The organism is Methanospirillum sp., assembly GCF_035560735.1.
In the GTDB taxonomy this organism is placed as follows: Archaea; Halobacteriota; Methanomicrobia; order Methanomicrobiales; family Methanospirillaceae; genus Methanospirillum.
Map to the genome: position 1 here is coordinate 1 of NZ_DATMYY010000309.1, position 16,806 is coordinate 16,806.

18 protein-coding genes and 1 tRNA gene are annotated in these 16,806 nt (G+C 49.4%); 11 read left to right on the forward strand and 8 right to left on the reverse strand.

Going from position 1 to position 16,806, the window contains the following annotated elements; translation table 11 throughout:
• The 4 genes from VN429_RS09015 to larB all read right to left on the reverse strand — a co-directional run.
• On the reverse strand, positions 1 to 261 hold a 261-nt coding region (locus VN429_RS09015; protein ID WP_325632347.1), incomplete at its 3' end, for a hypothetical protein.
• On the reverse strand, positions 258 to 1,553 hold the full coding sequence (locus VN429_RS09020) for a hypothetical protein (protein WP_325632349.1): 1,296 nt from the start codon (positions 1,551 to 1,553) through the stop codon (positions 258 to 260). The genes VN429_RS09020 and VN429_RS09015, both read right to left, overlap by 4 nt.
• Positions 1,546 to 2,094 (reverse strand): nicotinamide-nucleotide adenylyltransferase, encoded by a 549-nt coding sequence (locus VN429_RS09025; protein WP_325632352.1) that lies wholly within the window; start codon positions 2,092 to 2,094, stop codon positions 1,546 to 1,548. The genes VN429_RS09020 and VN429_RS09025 overlap by 8 nt, the downstream gene beginning before the upstream one ends.
• Positions 2,091 to 2,873 carry a nickel pincer cofactor biosynthesis protein LarB gene (gene larB, locus VN429_RS09030; protein WP_325632355.1) on the reverse strand — a complete coding sequence of 261 codons (783 nt, stop codon included), beginning with the start codon at positions 2,871 to 2,873 and terminating at the stop codon, positions 2,091 to 2,093. The genes VN429_RS09025 and larB overlap by 4 nt, the downstream gene beginning before the upstream one ends.
• A gap of 15 nt (positions 2,874 to 2,888) precedes the next feature.
• Between larB and VN429_RS09035 the strand changes: the two genes are divergently transcribed.
• The 8 genes from VN429_RS09035 to leuS are packed head-to-tail and all read left to right on the forward strand — an operon-like array spanning position 2,889 to position 13,538.
• On the forward strand, positions 2,889 to 3,230 hold the full coding sequence (locus tag VN429_RS09035; RefSeq protein ID WP_325632358.1) for an ABC transporter permease: 342 nt from the start codon (positions 2,889 to 2,891) through the stop codon (positions 3,228 to 3,230).
• Between the two features lie 14 nt (positions 3,231 to 3,244).
• Entirely contained in the window at positions 3,245 to 4,471 is a 1,227-nt protein-coding gene (gene hisS, locus VN429_RS09040) for a histidine--tRNA ligase (RefSeq protein WP_325632362.1), read from the forward strand.
• A gap of 39 nt (positions 4,472 to 4,510) precedes the next feature.
• On the forward strand, positions 4,511 to 6,361 hold the full coding sequence (locus VN429_RS09045; RefSeq protein WP_325632366.1) for a DNA topoisomerase VI subunit B: 1,851 nt from the start codon (positions 4,511 to 4,513) through the stop codon (positions 6,359 to 6,361).
• Entirely contained in the window at positions 6,354 to 7,448 is a 1,095-nt protein-coding gene (locus tag VN429_RS09050) for a DNA topoisomerase IV subunit A (RefSeq protein ID WP_325632401.1), read from the forward strand. The genes VN429_RS09045 and VN429_RS09050 overlap by 8 nt, the downstream gene beginning before the upstream one ends.
• A 51-nt stretch (positions 7,449 to 7,499) precedes the next feature.
• Positions 7,500 to 8,324: an A24 family peptidase C-terminal domain-containing protein gene (locus VN429_RS09055; RefSeq protein ID WP_325632369.1), complete on the forward strand. Its 825-nt coding sequence runs from the start codon at positions 7,500 to 7,502 to the stop codon at positions 8,322 to 8,324.
• 20 nt (positions 8,325 to 8,344) lie between these two features.
• Complete coding sequence (gene hisI, locus VN429_RS09060) at positions 8,345 to 8,713, forward strand: phosphoribosyl-AMP cyclohydrolase (RefSeq protein WP_325632403.1); 369 nt, start codon at positions 8,345 to 8,347, stop codon at positions 8,711 to 8,713.
• A gap of 25 nt (positions 8,714 to 8,738) precedes the next feature.
• Positions 8,739 to 10,733, forward strand: coding sequence for a PINc/VapC family ATPase (locus VN429_RS09065; protein ID WP_325632372.1), 1,995 nt, complete (start codon positions 8,739 to 8,741; stop codon positions 10,731 to 10,733).
• A 24-nt stretch (positions 10,734 to 10,757) separates the two neighbouring features.
• Positions 10,758 to 13,538 (forward strand): leucine--tRNA ligase, encoded by a 2,781-nt coding sequence (leuS, locus tag VN429_RS09070; protein ID WP_325632375.1) that lies wholly within the window; start codon positions 10,758 to 10,760, stop codon positions 13,536 to 13,538.
• Positions 13,539 to 13,547: 9 nt separating this feature from the next.
• Here the strand turns inward: leuS and VN429_RS09075 are convergent, their stop codons facing one another.
• Positions 13,548 to 13,868: a DUF5611 family protein gene (locus tag VN429_RS09075; RefSeq protein WP_325632377.1), complete on the reverse strand. Its 321-nt coding sequence runs from the start codon at positions 13,866 to 13,868 to the stop codon at positions 13,548 to 13,550.
• 29 nt (positions 13,869 to 13,897) lie between these two features.
• On the opposite strand from VN429_RS09075, the gene VN429_RS09080 reads away from it, so the two are divergent.
• From VN429_RS09080 to VN429_RS09090, 3 genes are all read left to right on the forward strand, one after another.
• A complete protein-coding gene (locus VN429_RS09080; RefSeq protein WP_414675300.1) occupies positions 13,898 to 14,632 on the forward strand; it encodes a proteasome assembly chaperone family protein in 735 nt (244 codons plus the stop codon).
• A 5-nt stretch (positions 14,633 to 14,637) separates the two neighbouring features.
• Complete coding sequence (locus tag VN429_RS09085; protein WP_325632381.1) at positions 14,638 to 15,033, forward strand: DUF473 domain-containing protein; 396 nt, start codon at positions 14,638 to 14,640, stop codon at positions 15,031 to 15,033.
• A 55-nt stretch (positions 15,034 to 15,088) separates the two neighbouring features.
• A tRNA-Arg gene (locus VN429_RS09090) sits at positions 15,089 to 15,163 on the forward strand.
• Positions 15,164 to 15,237: 74 nt separating this feature from the next.
• Here the strand turns inward: VN429_RS09090 and VN429_RS09095 are convergent.
• The 3 genes from VN429_RS09095 to VN429_RS09105 form a co-directional block, all read right to left on the reverse strand.
• Positions 15,238 to 16,002, reverse strand: coding sequence for a hypothetical protein (locus tag VN429_RS09095; protein ID WP_325632384.1), 765 nt, complete (start codon positions 16,000 to 16,002; stop codon positions 15,238 to 15,240).
• A 78-nt stretch (positions 16,003 to 16,080) separates the two neighbouring features.
• Entirely contained in the window at positions 16,081 to 16,509 is a 429-nt protein-coding gene (locus VN429_RS09100; RefSeq protein WP_109968220.1) for a NusA-like transcription termination signal-binding factor, read from the reverse strand.
• Positions 16,510 to 16,518: 9 nt separating this feature from the next.
• Complete coding sequence (locus tag VN429_RS09105; RefSeq protein WP_325632388.1) at positions 16,519 to 16,806, reverse strand: 50S ribosomal protein L30e; 288 nt, start codon at positions 16,804 to 16,806, stop codon at positions 16,519 to 16,521.

Genomic DNA, 16,806 nt, shown 5'->3' on the forward strand with positions numbered 1-16,806 from the left:
GCCGATGATATTCATGATACTGCGAAACCCCTCTGATGAGAGATCATCGCATATAACGGCCTCAACCTTTGTAAGGTCAATTTCCTCACTATGACGCTGAAGGGTGCAGTATGCACGGGCAGGTGAGGGAACCTCCCTGCCAGCTACTTTGAACCTGACAGAATGAGCACAGAACCTGCAGTGATCAAGGTCCTCTTTTTTAGAAGAAAGACACTCCACATGTCCTTTCTCTACCTGAAGTGTACGGACAGGACGGCTCATACTCCTTCTCCAGCAATTCCTGCTACAATAATCTCCCCACCTGACAACTCTTTCATCTCGTCATTAATGATGGATGCTGCCTTCTCTTTTTCCCGCTCTAGATGGTGTACACGGCCTTCAAGCTTTCCTGATTCCTCATCGATGTGTTTTATTTCACGTTCGAGATCGAGAATGGCAGTCTCAAACGAAGAATGCTTTTCTGCTGCCGCGTGTGAGGCAAGTATGTCATGATCATGTTGACATTTTTCCTCTGCGTTTCGCCATAATGCAACAGCACCAGTCATCTGGTCAACATATGAATCAGCATTCACAAACAACGATTTTTCAAATGAATTTTTCAGGGGGATTGCATCGCTTGCTATTGATTTGAAGATCTCTTCGGATGTGGTTTTAACAAGATGCACAAATTCAGGATCTGCATATTGCTGGAGTGTAGCCATCTGGATAAGGCCGTCAAGATGCTTGTCTTCACCCTTTCTTTTCTCGTCCTGCACAATCCGTAGCGCCCGGCGCCAGATTGGAAGAGCAGTCCTTACAAGAGCATCAAGCGTCTCGAATAACTCAAGACTCCTTCGCTTCTCGTCTTCAAACGCTGCCAGTGCATCGGCATACTCCTGGTACTCATGGCTTGAAGCATACACATCCCGGTCATGGGAGAGGTCATCTTTTCGCCTGACACGTTCACTGCGCTTTTCATCCATCTCTTTCCTGATGGTATTAATTTCAGCCAGTTCATCTTCCGCACCCTGAACCTGCTTTATCCCCTCTCTGACAGCATCAATCCGGTTCAGTCTGATCCGGGAATTTTTTATTGCTTCAGTAAGGAGATTGAGTTCTTTCCCAATCTGATCCATCAGCTGTCTGAAAACCTTCACCTCATCTGCGTACAGATGGTGCAGATAGCGGCCGGGACCGCGGTATGCCTTAAAGCAGCTGTTGATCAGCTCGGCAACCTGCTGGTAATAAGCCTCATCATCGTCAGAAAATTCCACGTCAAGGGCATCCTCAACCTTGTGCTTGAACTGAGGGAGGTTATGCCGGTTCACTTGCTCAACCTTGGGGTGCATGGGTTCTGGAGTAGAATCCTCTTTCCCAAACTCTGCAAGAAGTTGAAGAATATCCTGCCTGGCTTTCTCTATGACCTCTCGCGAATCAATGAATTGCTCTGAGCGGAGACTGATGCATGTCTGCTCTTCGGCATCAAGCCATACAGGAAGGTCAGCAAGAGTCGTTGTACTGGCCTTTGGCTCTGCTTTTTTGGATTTGAATAATTCGGTTATTCGTTTAAACATGATCTGCCCCTGATGAATACTGGACTATAGGATCCCCGTCATCCCGGTCAAGATCTCTGATGCGATCAATTCCGGCAATCTCATGAATCACATCAACCACTGCAGGTGGAACCAGACGCTCCCACGGTTTGCCTGCCCGCATCCGATCCCGTATAGAGGTTCCGGAATGGGATTCGCGTTTAAACATCGAAGGTGAACAGACCGGGATTCCTGCTTCTGAAAAGAGCCTGATCACAAGAGGATTACTTGTGTACACGGTATCAAAAGGAGGTGTCATTGAGGTGATATGGGCAACCCAGAGGGCATTTCGTTTAATGTCTTCTATGGGAATGACATAATACGGACAGCATAAGCCTTCCAGTGCTCTTGTTATCATCAGAACACGCTCACCTGCCGTGAAGGGATTTTCAAGATCATGGCTGAGCTGGGCACTTCCAATTCCGATGATCAATTCATCCGCTTCCTTTGTGATGCGATCAATAACTGTCAGGTGACCGTTGTGAAACGGTTGAAATCTTCCTATGTAAAATGCACGTTTCACGATCTTCCTCCTGCAACCATCGTTGCTATCCTGGCCGCGAACGCTCCTGCAACAAATCCGGCATCAATATTTACCACGGTCAGCACTGAACATGACTGAAGCATGCTGGCAAGGGCAGCTTCTCCTTTTCCCATGTATCCGTATCCGGTTGAGACCGGAACACCGATCACCGGCTGATCCATAAGACCGGCGACTACTGCCGGAAGCGTCCCTTCCCTTCCGGCAGCCACAACAAAGGCATGACAATCCCTCATCTTTTCAAGAACCGGGAAGAGACGGTGCAGACCGGCAACACCAACATCGTAGGAGGTGCGGACAATACACCCCATTTCCTCAGCAATAACCCTGGCCTCCTCTGCAACCCTGATATCAGACGTCCCCGCGGTGATTACTCCGATAACTCCACCGGTTTTCGATATCTTTGGAGCACCGGTGAGTACCATGATCCTGCCTTCTGGGGAATATTCATACGAGATGCCAAGTCGCTCTGTGATCTCCTGCAAAGCAGGAAGGGTATCAGGATCGATCCTTGTGATAACACACCTGCCAGCCCGGCGTGCATATCCTTCTGCAATGGCATACAGATGTGAAGGATCCTTACCTTCAGCAAGCACCACTTCCGGAATCCCACACCGACCTGCCCGTTCAAGATCAAGGTGTGCAATAGATCCGATATGACCTGTGCCCCTTTTCTGGATCTCATTTTCAGCCTCATCGGGGGAGAGAACCCCTCTTCTGACACGCTCTAGAAGATCCCGCAGATCACCATCAGGCTTCATGTAAGATAGTAAGATATGAGTCAAAGATTACATAATAGGTTCATTGTGGTGAGTTATCTCTTCTATATCGCCGTCTTCGGTTCGGCTGCCTGCCTCTTTTTATGGCTGCGTGATATCAGGATTTATATGAGGACCGGCCTTGACGGATACCGGATTTCGGCACGAACAGGAGTTATTCACACCGCGATCACAACCGCAGGAGCAGGAGAGATACTGCTCTTTCCATCTGTCGATATTCTCGGAATCGGGATTGTCCTGCTTGGATTGTATCTCCAGGGACAGCAGAAGAGGGAGGTTGTTTTTTCAACAGAACCTGTCTTTGACCGGGCACTTGGAAAAGTCCGGATAAAGCGATAGTTTAGAGGATATACATGCTGAGCAGACCACGAGGAACACGGGATATGCTCCCTGATGAGATGGAGCAGCGCAGGGAGATCGAGGCACGGCTGAGGGCTAAGGCCCGGACCTGGGGGTACCGTGAAGTATCAACACCCACGTTTGAGGAACTTGAACTCTTCACGATCCGTTCAGGAGAAGGAATCATCGATGAGATGTATGTCTTTGAAGACAAGGGTGGAAGATCCCTCGCTCTCAGGCCTGAACTCACTGCACCAGTGCTGAGAACCTTTGTAAATGAAGGCCGTTCCCTGACAAAGCCGATCAAGTGGAGTTATTATGCAGACTGCTACCGGTACGAACGTCCACAGAAAGGAAGATACCGGCAGTTCTGGCAGTTTGGAATCGAACTCATTGGGGCTGACTCGGCAATGGCTGATGCAGAGGTTATGATGGTTGCAGACGATCTGCTCAGGACGACGGGCGTTACCTTTGTCATGAAGATTGGGCATCTCTCGTTCATGCGAACTCTTCTGAAAGATCTCCCTGCCGAAGATCAGAAAAAGGTCAGAGCGTTTCTCGATAAGCGTGACACAGACGCCGCCTCCGTATTCCTGACTGAATCAGGGAGAAATGATCTTGCTGCCCCACTACAGCAGCTCATTAGTGCACGAACGCTGGATGAGGTCTTTGCTGTTATCGGCGAGATCCCTGAGGCTGACCGGATACGAGAGACCTTTGGTATCCTCGACAGCCAGGGAATCCAGTATGAGATCAATCCTGCCATCGCCCGCGGTCTTGATTATTACACCGGAATTGTCTTTGAATGCTTTGCCGAAGGACTGGGAGCAGAGAATCAGATCCTCGGGGGCGGTGCATACCGGCTTGCTCACCTCTTTGGTGGAGAGGATACCCCGTCTGTCGGGTTTGCGATGGGATTTGACCGGGTGATGGTAGCTCTTGGCGAACATATCTGGATGCCATTCCAGCCTCAGGTTAGTGTTATCTTTACCCCTGAAGCACGGGAGCGAGCCATTGCAGTCTCACGTGAATTGCGGGGGAGCGGAATCATATGCAGTATCGACCTTATGGGGAGAGGGTTTTCCGCCCAGATGAAGAGTGCTGGAAAGATTGCCGATTTTGTCATTATCATCGGCGATGATGAAGTAAAATCAGGTATGGCAACCCTGAAGAACATGAAAGGAGGAGAACAGCAGACTCTTCCGCTTTCCGATGTGATATCTCTACTGACCACCCACTAAAAAACTGAGTACTGAACCTTCCATTATTTTCAAGGCACAATGGCACGAAAGAAAGAGTCCGACCCTGTGCAACCAGAACCTCAGGCTGAAACCCTTGCAGACGAACTGGCCCGTCAGCAGCGGAGTATCAGTGTAGCCGAATTTTTTGAGAAGAACAAACACCTGCTTGGTTTTGACTCTCCAGTGCGGGGGATCATCACTACAGTCAAAGAAGCGATTGACAATGCACTAGATGCCTGCGAGGAGGCAGGAGTGCTCCCAGACATCTACCTTGGTATCTTCAGGATGCAAGAGGATGTCTTCAAGGTTGTTGTTGAGGATAACGGTCCGGGAATAGTTCCTGAAAATATTCCATTTGTCTTTGGAAAACTCCTCTATGGTTCCCGGTTCCACCAGATCCGCCAGTCACGGGGGCAGCAGGGTATCGGAATTTCAGCAGCTGTCCTGTATGCCCAGCTGACGACCGGCACACCGACACTCGTCATCTCCCGGTGTGGTGCTGACCGGGGAGCATTCAGAATGCTCATTCAGATTAAGACTGAGACAAACGAGCCCGAGATCCTGTCACGTGAAGAGATAACCTGGGACCGCACCCACGGAACCAGAATCGAGATAGAATTCAGAAGCAGCCTGACGGCACGAAAACGGCTCGTCGAGTATCTCAGGTACACCTCGGTTGTAAACCCACACTGCAGGATCAGGGTCGATCTCGATGGTGAGACGATGACGTTTGATCGTGCAAGTGAGGAGCCCATAGTCCCGCCAAAAGCGATCAAGCCGCATCCCCACGGGGTCGAGTTGGGCGAACTCAAACGGATGGCAGCTGCTACCAATGAAACGCTCAGGACATTCCTGATTGAAGGGTTCAGCAGGGTCGGCGAGAAGACAGCAACTGAGATCCTGAATACAGCCGGAATGTCAGATGACCGTAAGGCTTCTTCTCTTAAAATAAAGGAACTTGCCACCCTGCTTGCAGCAATGCAGAGTGCAAATGTACCTCCGCCACCGGCCCAGCAGTGTCTCTCCCCGATAGGCGAAAATCTCATCAGACAGGGGCTTGAGAAAGAGTTCCAACTCGATTATATCTCGGCACGGACCCGGCCTGCTGCAGTGTACCACGGACATCCGTTTATCGTGGAGGCAGCTCTTGGTTGGGGGGGAAAACTCGAAGCAGAAGGGACTGCAAGGATCATGCGGTTTGCAAACCGGGTACCACTCATGTACCAGCAGGGAGCCTGTGCTGTCACCGCCTGTATCAGCGGGGTAAACTGGAGGACGTATGGCCTCGGTCAGCAGGGGCTTCCCACAGGCCCATTGATCATCCTCGTTCATGTGGCATCAACCAATGTCCCGTTCACGAGCGAGAGCAAGGATGCGGTCGCTTCCATTCTTGAGATCGAGCGGGAGATAACCCTGGCTCTGCAGGATCTCGGACGTGATCTCAAGACGTTTATCCAGCGCCGTGACCGGAGCAGACAGAGTGAAGAGCGGGCCCGGGCCATCTGTTCGATCATCCCCGATATTGCAGCAAAGGTTGCAGAGACGCTGGAACTTCCGGTCCCTGATACTTCACCTATTGAAGGGCAGATCATGCGAAGGCTGGTTGCCAAGAAGAGGACTACAGATGGAATAGTCTCTATCCTTGTGAACAACTACACCTCACACGCGGTTGATATCTCGCTTTATGCCATCACTCAGGATGATCCACAGAAAGCGGACAAACCGCCGGTTTTTGTAGAAAAGATGGGTGATGATTACTCGGCAGTATGGCAGCTCCGCCTTGCAGCTTCAGAAACCTGGATCACCGAGTTTCCCGGGACAGGCAGGGGAAGTATTGACATCAGGGGAATAGACGAGAAGAAGAAAGTGGTGGTGGATCTTGATAGATAAGGAAGCCAGAAAAAAGGAGACTCTGAACAAACTGCTGGGAATTCCAAGGCAGTGGTACTCCCAGATGACCAGAGGGGATCTCCCATCTATCACGATGCCGACCAGAACCAAAAAGAACATCGAGTACGATGAGGACACCGAGGTCTGGAAGTACGGAGACAGGGAGAGGCTTCGTGAGGCAGGCAGCGAAAAGAGTGCCCTGCATATCCTCAAGATGGCGTATGTAATCTGGTTTATCAGGCACCAGATCGTGGAGAACCGTTCATCCACCTTAAGAGAACTATATTACATTTCTGAGGGTTGGAAGAGAGCTAAGTTTGGAGCCCAGAACGATTCCAATCTCCTCATTGAGGATCTTGAGATCCTTACAGATGTTCAGCGTGAGCAGTTCAACCTCAGACCAGAAGAAGACGGAGCGAGTGTATTTGGTCCGCTCAGAATAAGAGAGGAGACCAGGCGTGGTCCAAAAGAGATTCACTGCGGCAATGACGTCGGCGAGACCGGGTACCAGATCCCAACAAACGTAGAGAAACTGGAACTCGTGGATCATGATGCCAAGATGGTGATCGCAATAGAGACCGGTGGTATGTATGCCCGTCTGATAGAGAACGGATTTGACGAGAAGTATGATGCCATCCTTGTCCATCTCAAAGGCCAGCCTGCACGATCAACAAGACGTGTTCTCAACAGACTTGCAAAAGAGTTCGAGCTCCCGGTCACGGTCTTCACCGATGGCGACCCGTGGTCATATAGGATCTATGCTTCAGTTGCGTACGGGTCGATCAAAAGTGCACACATTTCAGAGATTCTTGCAACTCCATCAGCCCGGTTCATCGGTGTTCAGCCGACTGATATCAGGGATTATGATCTCCCTTCAGACAAACTGACAGACCAGGACATCGCAGCTCTCAGAGCAGAACTGACAGACCCCAGATTTGCAACAGAATACTGGCGGGAACAGATAGATCTCCAGCTCTCCCTGAACCTGAAATCAGAACAACAGGCATTCGCTGCCCGTGGTCTTGACTTTGTCACTGATGAGTACCTCCCGGCCCGGCTCTCCGAGATGGGTGTTCTGAAACGGTGATCGCACGAAAGAGATCGAACAGAAGATTAAGGATCGCAAAGAAGAGGTATCATGGATATGTTCAGCATGCCTGCGGTCATGCTCCCTCTTGCAGTTAATGCCCTTGTTCTGATTATTACACTCATCTACGGATGCAGAGAGGACATACGGGAACGTGCAGTACCGGTTGTGATGTGGTATCCGGCACTTGCAATCGGCATTCCCATGCTCATCTGGTTCTGGTACTCAGTGGCAGAAGCTGGTAATCTGCGCATGATGATGCCACTCATCCCGCTCATCCTCTTCTTTGTTGTTGCCTTCTACCTCTTTACCAGGTTCAACCTGATGGGCATGGCAGATACCAAAGCCCTGATACTCATTACCGTTCTTATCCCTTGTTTTCCGTTTGCCCCTGTCACCGGTTATCCGGTCTTTGGCTTTCCACCGTATGTGTTTCTGCCCTTCAGCGTTCTCTTTAATGCAGTAGTCATCAACCTCATTCTTCCAGTTGCGTTCTTTGTAATGAATGTAATCAGGGGAAACCATGCACCATTGCCATATCTCTTTCTCGGATTTCCAGTGCAGGGATCTGATATTGAAAACCAGTTTGGGATTGTTATGGAAGAGTTTTCCGAGGTGAACGGGGAACTGCAGCGGAAATTTATCGGAGTAGGAGCTGCAATAAAAGATCTTGTAGCAGGCGGAAAGCGAGTATACACTAAATCGCTTAAAGAGCATCCAGAACGGTATCGCAAAGAACTTGCGTTATACCGAAAGGCTGGCACAGTCTGGATCAGTTATGGTGTACCATTTCTGATCCCCATCACCGGGGGACTTATCTCTGCTCTCTTCCTTGGTGATCTTTTCGGATTTCTGATCAGGCTGGTTGTCTCATGAATTGTGTGGAATCAGAACAGATAGAACTCAGCTTTAATGAGCAGGGGCTGATCCCAGTTATCGCCCAGGACCTTGAGACCAAGGATGTTCTCATGCTCGCTTATGCTACACGTGAGGCTGTTGATCTAACACAGAAAAGTGGTTACGCACATTACTACAGCAGATCACGCAAAAAAATCTGGAAGAAAGGCGAGGAGTCAGGAAACCTACAGAAGGTTCATGAGATCAGGGTTGACTGTGATGCTGATACCCTGATCTATATTGTCTCACAACAATGCGCTGCCTGTCACACTGGCCACTGGACCTGTTTTTACCGGACTATCAGCGGTAAAATTATAGCAGACCGCCTATTTGAGCCGGATAAGGTATATAATAAAAGCAATGAATGACCACGTTATAAGTGGTGAATATTTTTTGAAATTGGTGCCAGATACTAGCGTCGTCATAGACGGTCGCATCACCACTCTCATCGATACAGGTGAATATAACGGAGCTCAAATAATAATACCGGAAGCAGTTGTTGCTGAACTGGAGGCGCAGGCAAACCAGGGACGGGAGATCGGATTTTCAGGTCTGACCGAACTTCAGGAACTGTGTAAGCTCGCTGAAAGAGGTATAATATCAATAGAGTTCTACGGCGAACGCCCGACACTTGAGCAGGTAAAACTTGCCAGTGGCGGTGAAATAGATTCTCTGATCCGGAAGGTGGCAATAACCCATGGTGCAAGATTTATCACCAGTGATGTTGTCCAGTCTGAAGTTGCAAAGGCAAAAGGTCTTGACGTATTATACCTGCGACCTCAGGTAGAGGACTTCACGCCCCTTGCAATTGATCAGTTTTTTGACGAATACACGATAGCAGTTTACCTGAAAGAGCGTGCAAAGCCGATGGTTCGCAGAGGAACCATCGGAAAGACTGAGACGTTTATTGCCAGGGATACACTCTGCACTGAGTACGAACTCAGGTCTATGGCACAGGAAATTCTTGAACGTGCCAAACGCGATCCTGATGGTTTCATCGAGATAGAGAAGCGGGGAGTTACTGTTGTCCAGATCGGATCCATGCGGATATCGATCGCCCGCCGTCCCTTCTCTGACGGAATGGAGATAACCGCAGTCAGGCCTATCGTTGATCTCTCTCTCCAGGACTACAGCCAGGCAGATATAATCATAAAAATCCTGTTGAGTGAAAAGCCAGGCGTTCTGATCACCGGCACTCCCGGTTGCGGCAAGACCACTCTCGCCCAGGCTATTGCTACATACCTTTCAGATTCCGGTTGCATTGTCAAGACAATGGAACAGCCACGGGAGATGCAGGTTCCTGACCAGATCACCCAGTATACTGCTCTTGACGGCAGCATGGTCAACACAGCCGATGTCATGCTCCTTGTTCGTCCGGACTACATCATCTTTGACGAACTGCGGAAGAATGATGACTTTGATGTCTTTGCTGATTTGCGGCTTGCTGGTATTGGCATGGTCGGTATTCTCCACGCAGTCTCACCGCTTGAGGCACTTCAGCGGATGGCATACCGCATTGACTTCTCTGCTCTTTCACAGGTCTTTGGAAGTCTTATCTACATGAAGGATGGGCAGATTCAACACATCTACTCAACCAGCTTCTCAATGAAGATACCCGAAGGTGCAGATAATGAGATGCACATCCGTCCGGTTACTACCCTGTCTGAACTCCAGACTGGTGATGTGGCCTTCGAGATCTTCAAGTTCGGCACTGAGACCGTTGTACTTCCAATAGCCCCTGTTGAGGAAGAAGAGGCACCGGCATACGAGCCACCTCAGGAGACTGGCAAGGGACTTGAGCCAGAGAAGGCTGTGGTTGCAGTTGCAACAGTTCAGAACTCTGAACCCCAGCAGTCTGAAGACGAGAATGAGAATGAAGACGAGGATGAAGAGAGTTCCACCTGGGAAGTTACTGAACGGGATATCCAGCGTGAGATCGGCAGATACTCAAACGGTGAGATACTTGTCGAAATGCTCTCAGCAACCAAGGCTGTTGTTTACATTGATGATCGCGACGTTCCCGCTGCAATCGGTAAGGGTGGCAAGAACATCGCTGCAATCGTGAACAAGGTGGGTGTCGGGATTGACATCAGACCTGCCAGTGAGCTTGCCAAGAAAGCAAAGGTTGCAGCAGCCTCAGCTCCAGTTGAGAAAGAGGAACTGAACCTCGGTGAGGGACTGCAGGTCAGGATTGACAAGAAGCAGCTCTCAATCATCTCCTCAGACAACACCGGCAAGATCGTGGATGTCTTTGCAGGAAGGGAGTATCTCTTCACAGCGACGGTCAATGACTCCGGTGAGATTCACCTCGCAAAGAACAGTACTATTGCACAGGAGATGCTGCGCAGGTATAACGAGGGCGAGCCCATCAGGCTCAAGACGGTCTAAAGGTGGAATCAAAGAGGACATATCGTGACTCAGGATACCATTAACCAGGAGGCCGCAGTCAGGGCCAGATGGGAAGGGGCATTTGTCACAAAACCATCTGACAAGCAGAAGTTCTATCTCACCGTTGCGTACCCGTACCCAAGCGGGGCGATGCATGTCGGCCACGGCAGGACATACATCGTTCCTGATGTTATCGCACGGTTCTGGAGGATGCGGGGTCGTGAAGTGCTGTACCCGATGGCATTCCATGTCACCGGTGCGCCGGTGGTTGGGATCTCAAAACGAATTGCACGAAAGGATGAGAAGGCAATCAAACTGTACCGGGACCTCTACCGGGTTCCCCAGGATGTGCTGGATTCATTCACTGATCCCCTCAATATCGTCAATCACTTTGCGAACGAGTACGAACGGGTGATGAAACAGGCCGGGCTCTCGATTGACTGGACCAGGAGGTTCACCACCGTTGAGCCTACCTACAGCAAGTTCATCGAATGGCAATGGAAACACCTCAACGAGGCAGGGCATGTTGTTAAAGGTGCCCACCCAGTCAGGTACTGCCCGCAGGATGACAACCCGGTCGGTGATCACGATCTCCTTGAGGGAGACAAGGCAGAGATCCAGAAGTTCATCCTGATACTTTTCAAGTATGGGGATATCACGATCCCCTGCGCAACACTCAGGCCAGAGACCATTTACGGTGTCACCAATCTATGGGTAAACCCTGATGTCGAGTACGTAAGAGCAAACGTGGACGGGAAAGAGTGGGTACTCTCCCGCGAAGCTATGATCAAACTCGGTCTTCAGGATCACGAAGTAAAGGAACTTGGAGTTATCAAGGGATCTGAGCTCGTTGATAAAACCGTAACCCATCCATTCTGTGGTGAGATTCCTATCCTTCCGGCAGTATTCGTAGACCCTGACATGGCAACAGGTCTTGTGATGAGTGTACCTGCCCATGCACCCTATGATTACATTGCACTGCGTGATCTGCAGCAGAAAGGGAAATACACCTCAATCAAACCAATCGGTCTGATCAAGGTTGACGGGTTTGGTGAATTCCCAGCTGTCGAGGCAGTAGAGAAGGCAGATATCATCAACCAGGATGATCCCAACCTTGAAGCCCTGACCCAGGAGGTCTATTCTGCAGAGCACAGCACGGGAAAGATGTACGAACAGTACGGGGGGAAACCTGTAAAGTTCGCACGTGATGAGATAGGCCAGGTGCTCACAGACAAGCATGGCTCCTTTGTCATGTATGAGTTTGATACCCGCCCGGTTGTCTGCAGATGTGGTTCCCGGGTGTATGTCAAGGTCTTACATGACCAGTGGTTCCTCGAGTACAGTGATCCGGCCTGGAAAAAACAGGTATATGATCAGCTAGCAACCATGGAACTCGTTCCTTCCGAGGTAAGGGTGGAGTTTGACCGGACAGTAGGCTGGCTCAAGGACTGGGCATGTTCACGACGGGTAGGGCTTGGCACGAAGATGCCATGGGATCCTGAGTGGCTCATAGAGCCTCTCTCTGATTCCACCATCTATATGGCGTACTACACCATTGCCGCACGGGTAAAGAAGATGAACCCGGCCATCCTGACACCGGAGGTCTTCGATTACATCTTCCTGGGCAAAGAGTCACCAGACCTTCCTGAGCGTGCAGAACTTGATGCAATGAGGAAGGAATTCCTCTTCTGGTATCCGTACGACTTCAGATTCTCAGCAAAGGACCTCATCTCCAATCACCTGACGTTCCAGATATTCCACCACTGCTCTATATTCCCAAAGAACCTGCTCCCACACGGGATGGTAGTCTTCGGGATGGGTCTTCTGAACGGTGCAAAGATGTCATCCTCGAAAGGAAACGTCTATCTGCTTGAGGATGCCATCAACGACTTCGGTGCTGACACAGTCAGGATGTTTTTGATCGGCAGCGGAGAGCCTTGGCAGGACTTTGACTGGAGAAATGAACTGGTCGCCTCAACCAGAAAGCAGATAGAGCGGTTTGCTTCAACCATTCACGAGGCAAACACAGCAGGAGGAAGTCCCGCGCCTATCGATCGGTGGATCATCTCACGGGTTCAGGAACATATCAGGGAAGTTACTAGGGCGATGGAAAACTTCCAGACCAGACAGGCTCTTCAGGAGGCTTTCTTCGGACTTGAATCTGATCTGAAATGGTACAGACGTCGTCTCGGAGGAGACCTTACCGGTGGCAAGGAGGCTCTTCACGAGATCAGCTCTACATGGGTCCGCCTGCTTGCACCAATCATCCCCTTCACTACAGAAGAACTCTGGAAAGAGATGGGTCATGACGAATTGATCTCTTTCGCATCCTGGCCTGAAGCAGACGAGACAAAGATTGATATCAGCGCAGAGATAGGTGAAGACCTTCTTGCACGTACTGTAGAGGATATTGAATCACTGCTTCGCATCATCAAGATGAAACCCCAGCAGGTTACTATCTGTGTTTCTCCCGAGTGGAAGTGGGAGATCTTTAAATTGATCGCATCTGCACCTGACAAGAAAAATGTCATGCGTGAGATCATGCAACAGGAAAGCGTGAGGGCACGGGGGAAAGAGGCTGCTGATGCGGTTAAGAACTGTACTAACCACTATCACCGGCTTTCATCAGAACTTGCTCTCCAGATTGTGGAGAGCAGACCTGATGAACTGGCTGTCTTTACTGCAGCCCAGAAGTTCCTTGAGAACGAATTCAACCTCAAGTTCACCATGGTAGCAGCAGAGAACTGCTCACATGAAAAGGCAGGAAATGCCCTGCCTTACAAACCTGCAATAATTATCGAATAAAAGAGACGGTTATTCAACCGTTTTTGCTTTTTTTACTCGTTCCTTTGTTGTGTATCCAGTTACTGCATCAAGATACCGCCTGAACCTGCGGTTTGTGTCAAGAATGATCTGTTCATCCTCGATCCCGGTCTTGGACTTTGTCTCAACGAGCATGGTTTTGCCTGTTGCCCCAACCTTTACCCGCATAGATTCGATGGCACCGAAGCTGATCTGATAGAACCCGTCAACCTCTTTAGGTTCAATTTCAAAGTGCTCTTTGAGTTTTTCCACTAGGTTCTCTGAAAGTTGCTTTATATGGGTCCGCTTGATTGGATACTCCTGCATACTCATTTTATAGCTGCGATGGGTATCTTAATGTAATGATGAACAGTCAGGTACCCGACGTCATCGTGCAGTCACCGCCACCATCAGGTCAGCCGGTTACGGTTTTTATCGGATTTCCCGGAAGCGGTCTAGTTGGGAGCATAGCACTCTCATACATCGTAGAGAAACTTGGCTTCACCCAGATCGGGGTGATTACCAGTAAGTACTTCCCGCCGATGGCAATGATGACTGAAGGAGTCATAGCAGTTCCCGTTCGAATCTATGAGAAAGATGCAACAATCGCAATATTTGCTGATATCCCGATTCATCCCCAGATCTGTTATGAAGTCGCCAATGCGATCCTTGACTGGCTCAAACCGGTAACGATTGCCGAAGTGGTAACCATTGCAGGTATCATTACAAACGAACCGGAGAAACGGGTGTTCTGTGTCACCACCGCAAAGGAATTGCTTGACAAGATCGGTGAGAACGCACTCAGGCTTCCCATTGGAAGCATATCAGGTATTGCCAGCAGTATCCTTACCGAATGTAAAGTCAGGGGAATACCTGGCATCGGGCTTCTTGGTGAGACAATAAACGCTCCAGATCCCCGGGCTGCAGCAGCAACAATAGAGGTAATGAAAACGATTTATCAGCTCCCGGTCGATACAAGCGGCCTTTTAGAACAGGCAGATGAAATTGAGGCACAGATGCATCGTCTCTCTGAAGATGTGCAGTCTGCCGAAGAGCAGCCGGTGAAGACTGATCCCTTACTTCCGATGTACGGGTGATCACTATGGAGTGTATCACATTATCAGGGATCTCACCGCAGGTAATCGAAGAACTCAGAAAAGGAGTCCCACGGACAGTTGAACTCACAAGTGCTCACAATGTTATTGCATTATCAACTGTAGCTCCGGGCGCCAGGGTCTTCATGACATCAGTTGACTGTGAAGATATCGTAATTGGAGACACAGGTATAATCGTTGAGATACTATCAGTCTCCATCACGATGAAACACGTTGTTGAGGTTTCACAAGGATATCATGTCATGGAGAGAGAGCGTATGTCGGCACGATGTAAGTTGAAATATATCTCGAACACCACCATCAAGGCAACGGTAAGTCCCTGCCGGCTGACTGAACCACGCCGGGTTGATGTTGTCAGACCAGTAATTTTTCATGCAGGATAACCCTTTTTTTCGCTAGGTTTAAACCAGTTCAGATATAATGTATTGAGGCACAGGTGGACCTGTGGCTTAGCCTGGATATAGCGTCGGGCTTCTAACCCGAATGTCGGGGGTTCGAATCCCCCCAGGTCCGTAAAATTATTTTCTTGGAATTTTTTTTGGCTTATTGTGCCCTCAACGAGCGACACTGACAATTTTAAAAAAAAGTTATCGGGTTCTGCTGATATGAAGAACCTGATCAAAGAAGTGGTACTGTGTCCCGTCCATAAAGGCAACATCAGCGCCTATCCGCTCCATACAATTGTTTGAGGCAATGAAATTGACTGTAGATCCAACCTTGGTTCCAAGATCCTTTGTTTCTGTTGTTCCATCCGGAGCATACCTTGTAACCTTCAGCGACTTGATGATATTCTGACCAAAACCACCACGGAATTCAACAGTGATGGTACTGATGTCAACATTTGCCTGAATGGCTACGGATTTGTTGCCAGGAATCTCCTCAATTGGAGCAGTCTTCAACGATGGTGAGGCAGCGATCTCCTCGCATGGATCAACCACTTTCTTAAAACCAACACTACAGATTCCTGGTACTGCAGGAAGTACTTCATTCAGGAATGGGTACTCAACTCCATCCATGTATACTGCAGTCCCTGTCACCTGGTCACCACACCCGGTTCCGGTAAATGTGACTGTGTCTCCAGTCTGCCATCCAAGATTCTTTGTCTGATTTTTTCCGTCTGGTGAAGTTACAGTTATCTGTAAGGATTTTAGAAGATTCTGACCGAATCCACCACGAAATGTTGCAGTGATCGATGATCCCATCTGATCAACCTGAACACCTATAGAGAGATTTGCAGGAGGCTGAATTGTTTCTACAGGTACTGGAAATACTCCATCTGTTGCTGTTACAATCCCTATTGCCATCAGTGAAAGCAACGCAAGTCCCACCAGTAACGCTCTGGTTCCATCCATAATAGGAGTCTGTTCAACCTGAATACTATTTCAGGATTATGGTATGAATCAAAGAACAATATGCAATGAAAAAAAGGATTACTCGAGAATAATGTTCTGGATATTGTGTTCGCGGAGAGCAAGCATCTTTGTGCGGTTCAAATTTTTACCCGCTTTCCCTATTGCTAGTCCGCGATCCTCATCCCTGATCACCACATGGGCGATCTGGTCGCCATGATAATCCGAGTACTGAATCTCGGTCACCTTGGCAGGATGGAAGCAGTTCTTGAGGAACTGGGTCGGATCATCCGAGTACTCCACAACCTCACAGCGCTTGCCAAGTGTCTCGGCTGCTTTCTTAATATTGGCACCCTGTTTGCCAATGGCAAGCCCCATCTCACCGTTATTTACGATGAAGATAAACCGGTTATTCTCTTCGTCGGCGATGACGTCACGGCTTCCAGCACCAGTCAGGTGTTCAAACCGGGCAATCAGAGCCAGTTTCTCTTCGTTAAGAACTACTCCCATATCACTCGCTTACCTTGAAAGGCTCAGAATGTCAGACTCGCCTGCTTCTACAACTGCCAGGGCGCTTACCATGAATGGCTTACCACAGGCACGGCCGAGCTGGACACTTGAACCCGGGAAGGTATGAGCCTTTACCTCTTCCTTACCAGAAAGAAACTCGACAAACTCCTTCGGGCAGTTTCCTGCAACCACAATGAGTTGTGCTTTTTTACTCTCAATACACTCTTTTGTCTCATTCTGACCAAGGATCACAGTCCCGGTCTTGATAGCCCGTCTGAGGGAAGTGTTGAAATCCAT